Raw genomic sequence first — 1,298 nt, 5'->3', positions numbered from 1 at the left:
TGGGGTTCCCCCGAGATCGTGGAGGGTTCCTTATGCCGCTTGCGGCTTGGTCTTGGATTCCCTGATCTCGTAGTTGACGGGCGATAACCCGTCGGCGGAGCTGTGCCGGCGTTGGTGATTGTAGAACGTGTAGCACCAGTCGATAACCACCGCCTGAGCGTGAACTGTATCATGGAACCGGTTGCGGGACAGCACTTCCCATTCCAGCGAGGAGAAGAACGCCTCCGCGGCGGCATTATCGAAACACGACCCGACACGGCCCATCGATTGGCGAATCCCCAACGTCCGGCACAACGTCGTGAAGCTGTTGGCGGTATAGGTGCTACCGCGATCGGTGTGGAAAATGAGGCGCTCGGACTCCTGCTCGCGCCAGATCGCCTGACGGCCACCTCGGGCCGCCACGGCCATCGTGATGGCTGCACACGCCAGCTCGGCATCCGGGTGCAGGCCCATCGCCGCCCCCAGCAGCCGACGGCTGTAAAGGTCGATCACCGTCGCCAGATACAGCTTCTGACCACACTCGGTCGGGATCTCGGTCATGTCGCCCACCCATTTACAGTTCGGCTCGGCCGCGCTGAAGTCCCGTTTGACCAGGTCAGGGAACTTCGGCGCCGTCTTGTCCTGGCGGGTCAGCCCGCTGCGCCGCTTGATACGGCGCGCGACCAGTCCCTGGCGGCGCATCGAATCGGCTACCGTCTTCTCCGAGACCTCCCAGCCCAGATCACGCAGGTCAGCCACCAGTCGCGGGGACCCATGCAAGCCCCTGGCCTTGCCGAACGCCGCGGTGACCGCCTCGTCGAGTGCGACACGGCGCCGATCGGTGCCGGTGTGCACTCCATCAGCAGATTCGGCACGGCCGATCCACTTGTAGAACCACGACACACCGACACCCAACAGCAGACACGTGAATGTATGAGGCACACGGTATTTGGTCCTCTGGTCGGCGATGAAGCGTGCCACGCTCACTTCGTCGCCTCCTTCACCCACAGGACCACGGATCGCTTGAGAACATCGCGCTCCATCCGCAACTCGGCGTTCTCGCTGCGCAACCGCTTGAGCTCATCGAGGTCATCGCGAGTCAGCTCGCCGCGCCCCTCGCGGGCCTCCCGTGCACGTGTCACCCAGTTGCCCAGCGTGCCCTCGTGCACCCCGAGATCACGCGCAACCTGGGCAATTGGTTTACCCGTCTCTTCGACGATCCGGACAGCACCCTCACGGAACTCCCGGTCGTACTTCTTCCGTTTCTCTGGCATCTCGATCCCTATTGTTGATGCCTCCACGGTCTCGGGGGAAGTTCA

2 protein-coding genes are annotated in these 1,298 nt (G+C 63.2%); both read right to left on the bottom strand.

From position 1 onward, the window contains the following. Positions 1 to 30 precede the first annotated feature (30 nt). On the bottom strand, positions 31 to 966 hold the full coding sequence (locus ORI27_RS32820) for an IS3 family transposase (RefSeq protein ID WP_266001423.1): 936 nt from the start codon (positions 964 to 966) through the stop codon (positions 31 to 33). Continuing rightward, a complete protein-coding gene (locus ORI27_RS32815) occupies positions 963 to 1,253 on the bottom strand; it encodes a transposase (protein ID WP_005148432.1) in 291 nt (96 codons plus the stop codon). Before ORI27_RS32815 ends, ORI27_RS32820 begins: the two co-directional genes overlap by 4 nt. Between the last annotated feature and the right edge of the window lie 45 nt (positions 1,254 to 1,298).

It is taken from the genome of Mycobacterium pinniadriaticum (genome assembly GCF_026242045.1).
Lineage (GTDB): Bacteria > Actinomycetota > Actinomycetes > Mycobacteriales > Mycobacteriaceae > Mycobacterium > Mycobacterium pinniadriaticum.
Note: the sequence above shows the minus strand (reverse complement) of the source record. Positions and strands in the feature narration are given on the sequence as shown.

What these genes read in the sequence shown, in the direction of transcription:
- ORI27_RS32815 (WP_005148432.1), bottom strand. Translation starts at nt 1,253, where the DNA reads ATGCCAGAGAAACGGAAGAAGTACGACCGGGAGTTCCGTGAGGGTGCT.